Below are 4,924 nucleotides of genomic sequence, written 5' to 3'. Positions count from 1 at the left end.
GTGTATGGAAATCTCATCTTGAAGCGAGCTTCCCGCTTAGATGCTTTCAGCGGTTATCCCATCCGAACGTAGCTAATCAGCGGTGCACTTGGCAGTACAACTGACACACCAGAGGTTCGTCCGTCCCGGTCCTCTCGTACTAAGGACAGCCCTTCTCAAATTTCCTGCGCGCGCAGCGGATAGGGACCGAACTGTCTCACGACGTTCTAAACCCAGCTCGCGTACCGCTTTAATGGGCGAACAGCCCAACCCTTGGGACCTACTCCAGCCCCAGGATGCGACGAGCCGACATCGAGGTGCCAAACCATGCCGTCGATATGGACTCTTGGGCAAGATCAGCCTGTTATCCCCGAGGTACCTTTTATCCGTTGAGCGACGGCGCTTCCACAAGCCACCGCCGGATCACTAGTCCCGACTTTCGTCCCTGCTCGACCCGTCGGTCTCACAGTCAAGCTCCCTTGTGCACTTACACTCAACACCTGATTACCAACCAGGCTGAGGGAACCTTTGGGCGCCTCCGTTACTCTTTAGGAGGCAACCGCCCCAGTTAAACTACCCATCAGACACTGTCCCTGATCCGGATCACGGACCGAGGTTAGACATCCAGCACGACCAGAGTGGTATTTCAACGACGACTCCACCAAGACTGGCGTCAAGGCTTCAAAGTCTCCCACCTATCCTACACAAGCCGAACCGAACACCAATATCAAGCTATAGTAAAGGTCCCGGGGTCTTTCCGTCCTGCTGCGCGAAACGAGCATCTTTACTCGTAATGCAATTTCACCGGGCCTATGGTTGAGACAGTCGAGAAGTCGTTACGCCATTCGTGCAGGTCGGAACTTACCCGACAAGGAATTTCGCTACCTTAGGATGGTTATAGTTACCACCGCCGTTTACTGGCGCTTAAGTTCTCAGCTTCGCCCCGACGAATCAGAGCTAACCGGTCCCCTTAACGTTCCAGCACCGGGCAGGCGTCAGTCCGTATACATCGCCTTACGGCTTCGCACGGACCTGTGTTTTTAGTAAACAGTCGCTTCTCGCTGGTCTCTGCGGCCACCCCCAGCTCGGAGTGCAAGACTCGTCACCAGGAATGGCCCCCCTTCTCCCGAAGTTACGGGGGCATTTTGCCGAGTTCCTTAACCATAGTTCACCCGAACGCCTCGGTATTCTCTACCTGACCACCTGAGTCGGTTTGGGGTACGGGCCGCCATGAAACTCGCTAGAGGCTTTTCTCGACAGCATAGGATCATCCACTTCACCACAATCGGCTCGGCATCAGGTCTCAGCCTTAATGTGAGGCGGATTTGCCTACCTCACGGCCTACACCCTTACCCCGGGACAACCACCGCCCGGGCTGGACTACCTTCCTGCGTCACCCCATCGCTCACCTACTGCAGACTTGGACCGGCGGCTCCACCACTTCCCTTTGCCCGAAGGCTCCGGGACGGCTTCACGGCCTTAGCATCATCTGGTTCGACGTTGGCGCTTCAAAGCGGGTACGGGAATATCAACCCGTTGTCCATCGACTACGCCTGTCGGCCTCGCCTTAGGTCCCGACTTACCCTGGGCAGATCAGCTTGACCCAGGAACCCTTGGTCAATCGGCGCAAGAGTTTCTCACTCTTGTATCGCTACTCATGCCTGCATTCTCACTCGTATACCGTCCACGACTGGTTTCCACCGCCGCTTCACCCGGCACACGACGCTCCCCTACCCATCACAGCAGGCGTTGGCCCTATATGCTGCAATGACACGACTTCGGTGATGTGCTTGAGCCCCGCTACATTGTCGGCGCGGAATCACTTGACCAGTGAGCTATTACGCACTCTTTCAAGGGTGGCTGCTTCTAAGCCAACCTCCTGGTTGTCTCTGCGACTCCACATCCTTTCCCACTTAGCACACGCTTAGGGACCTTAGTCGGTGTTCTGGGCTGTTTCCCTCTCGACCATGGAGCTTATCCCCCACAGTCTCACTGCCACGCTCTCACTTACCGGCATTCGGAGTTTGGCTAAGGTCAGTAACCCGGTAAGGCCCATCGCCTATCCAGTGCTCTACCTCCGGCAAGAAACACGTGACGCTGCACCTAAATGCATTTCGGGGAGAACCAGCTATCACGGAGTTTGATTGGCCTTTCACCCCTAACCACAGGTCATCCCCCAGGTTTTCAACCCTGGTGGGTTCGGTCCTCCACACGGTCTTACCCGCGCTTCAACCTGCCCATGGCTAGATCACTCCGCTTCGGGTCTTGGGCATGCAACTCAACCGCCCTATTCGGACTCGCTTTCGCTACGGCTACCCCACACGGGTTAACCTCGCTACACACCGCAAACTCGCAGGCTCATTCTTCAAAAGGCACGCAGTCACGGCCCACCAGCAAGCTGATGAACGACGCTCCCACGGCTTGTAGGCACACGGTTTCAGGTACTATTTCACTCCGCTCCCGCGGTACTTTTCACCATTCCCTCACGGTACTATCCGCTATCGGTCACTAGGGAATATTTAGGCTTAGCGGGTGGTCCCGCCAGATTCACACGGGATTTCTCGGGCCCCGTGCTACTTGGGAGTTCTTCAAGCGAGCCGTACAGATTTCGTCTACGGGGGTCTTACCCTCTACGCCGGACCTTTCGCATGTCCTTCGACTACCTGTACGGTTTCTGACTCGCCCAGCCGCCGGCAGACGACTGAAGCTCATTCCCACAACCCCGCATTGGCAACCCCTGCCGGGTCTCACACCAATACGGTTTAGCCTCATCCAGTTTCGCTCGCCACTACTCCCGGAATCACGGTTGTTTTCTCTTCCTGCGGGTACTGAGATGTTTCACTTCCCCGCGTTCCCTCCACATACCCTATGTGTTCAGGTATGGGTGACAGCCCATGACGACTGCCGGGTTTCCCCATTCGGAAACCCCCGGATCAAAGCCTGGTTGACGGCTCCCCGGGGACTATCGTGGCCTCCCACGTCCTTCATCGGTTCCTAGTGCCAAGGCATCCACCGTGCGCCCTTAAAAACTTGGCCACAGATGCTCGCGTCCACTGTGCAGTTCTCAAACAACGACCAGTCACACACCCTCAACACTCCCAAGGAGCGCCTCGAGTGAGGCCGGCACTGAGACAACGGTCAACCCGTTCCCTCAGGACCCAACAACGTGCCCGACACACCCAGACCATGAATCTCTTCCACGCCGAAGCAGTACTGGGAAACATCATCTGAACTGTGCCGAATAGTCAACGTTCCACCCATGAGCAACCGTGCAGGACATTCGCCTGCAACCGGCATATTTGCTCCTTAGAAAGGAGGTGATCCAGCCGCACCTTCCGGTACGGCTACCTTGTTACGACTTCGTCCCAATCGCTGGTCCCACCTTCGACGGCTCCTCCCCTTACGGGTTAGGCCACCGGCTTCGGGTGTTACCGACTTTCGTGACGTGACGGGCGGTGTGTACAAGGCCCGGGAACGTATTCACCGCAGCATGCTGATCTGCGATTACTAGCAACTCCAACTTCATGGGGTCGAGTTGCAGACCCCAATCCGAACTGAGGCCGGCTTTTTGGGATTCGCTCCGCCTCGCGGCATCGCAGCCCTTTGTACCGACCATTGTAGCACGTGTGCAGCCCAAGACATAAGGGGCATGATGATTTGACGTCGTCCCCACCTTCCTCCGAGTTGACCCCGGCAGTCTCCTGTGAGTCCCCATCACCCCGAAAGGCATGCTGGCAACACAGAACAAGGGTTGCGCTCGTTGCGGGACTTAACCCAACATCTCACGACACGAGCTGACGACAACCATGCACCACCTGTATACCGACCACAAGGGGGCACCCATCTCTGGATGTTTCCGGCATATGTCAAGCCTTGGTAAGGTTCTTCGCGTTGCGTCGAATTAAGCCACATGCTCCGCTGCTTGTGCGGGCCCCCGTCAATTCCTTTGAGTTTTAGCCTTGCGGCCGTACTCCCCAGGCGGGGAACTTAATGCGTTAGCTGCGGCACCGACGACGTGGAATGTCGCCAACACCTAGTTCCCAACGTTTACGGCGTGGACTACCAGGGTATCTAATCCTGTTCGCTCCCCACGCTTTCGCTCCTCAGCGTCAGTAATGGCCCAGAGATCCGCCTTCGCCACCGGTGTTCCTCCTGATATCTGCGCATTTCACCGCTACACCAGGAATTCCGATCTCCCCTACCACACTCTAGCCTGCCCGTATCGAATGCAGACCCGGGGTTAAGCCCCGGGCTTTCACATCCGACGCGACAGGCCGCCTACGAGCTCTTTACGCCCAATAATTCCGGACAACGCTCGCGCCCTACGTATTACCGCGGCTGCTGGCACGTAGTTAGCCGGCGCTTCTTCTGCAGGTACCGTCACTTTCGCTTCTTCCCTGCTGAAAGAGGTTTACAACCCGAAGGCCGTCATCCCTCACGCGGCGTCGCTGCATCAGGCTTTCGCCCATTGTGCAATATTCCCCACTGCTGCCTCCCGTAGGAGTCTGGGCCGTGTCTCAGTCCCAGTGTGGCCGGTCGCCCTCTCAGGCCGGCTACCCGTCGTCGCCTTGGTAGGCCATTACCCCACCAACAAGCTGATAGGCCGCGGGCTCATCCTGCACCGCCGGAGCTTTCCACCAACCCCCATGCAGGGGAAGGTCGTATCCGGTATTAGACCCCGTTTCCAGGGCTTGTCCCAGAGTGCAGGGCAGATTGCCCACGTGTTACTCACCCGTTCGCCACTGATCCACCCCGAAGGGCTTCACCGTTCGACTTGCATGTGTTAAGCACGCCGCCAGCGTTCGTCCTGAGCCAGGATCAAACTCTCCGTGAATGTTTACCCGGCCTCGAAGCCGGTTCACACCCGCGTTGAGCGGCACGGCAACCACCGGAATAGGGCGGCCCCGCGCACTGCGTCCTCGCTAGTGTTTGTTTCAAAAGGAAT

General features: G+C 57.3%; 2 rRNA genes. Both read right to left on the bottom strand.

Annotated features, from left to right (window positions below):
• Positions 1-3,015: ribosomal RNA gene (locus ACFVTD_RS20930) — 23S ribosomal RNA — on the bottom strand; the annotation flags it as partial.
• A gap of 274 nt (positions 3,016-3,289) precedes the next feature.
• Positions 3,290-4,813: ribosomal RNA gene (locus ACFVTD_RS20925) — 16S ribosomal RNA — on the bottom strand.
• Between the last annotated feature and the right edge of the window lie 111 nt (positions 4,814-4,924).

The organism is Pseudarthrobacter sp. NPDC058119, assembly GCF_042884655.1.
Taxonomy (GTDB): Bacteria; Actinomycetota; Actinomycetes; order Actinomycetales; family Micrococcaceae; genus Arthrobacter.
Note: the sequence above shows the minus strand (reverse complement) of the source record. Positions and strands in the feature narration are given on the sequence as shown.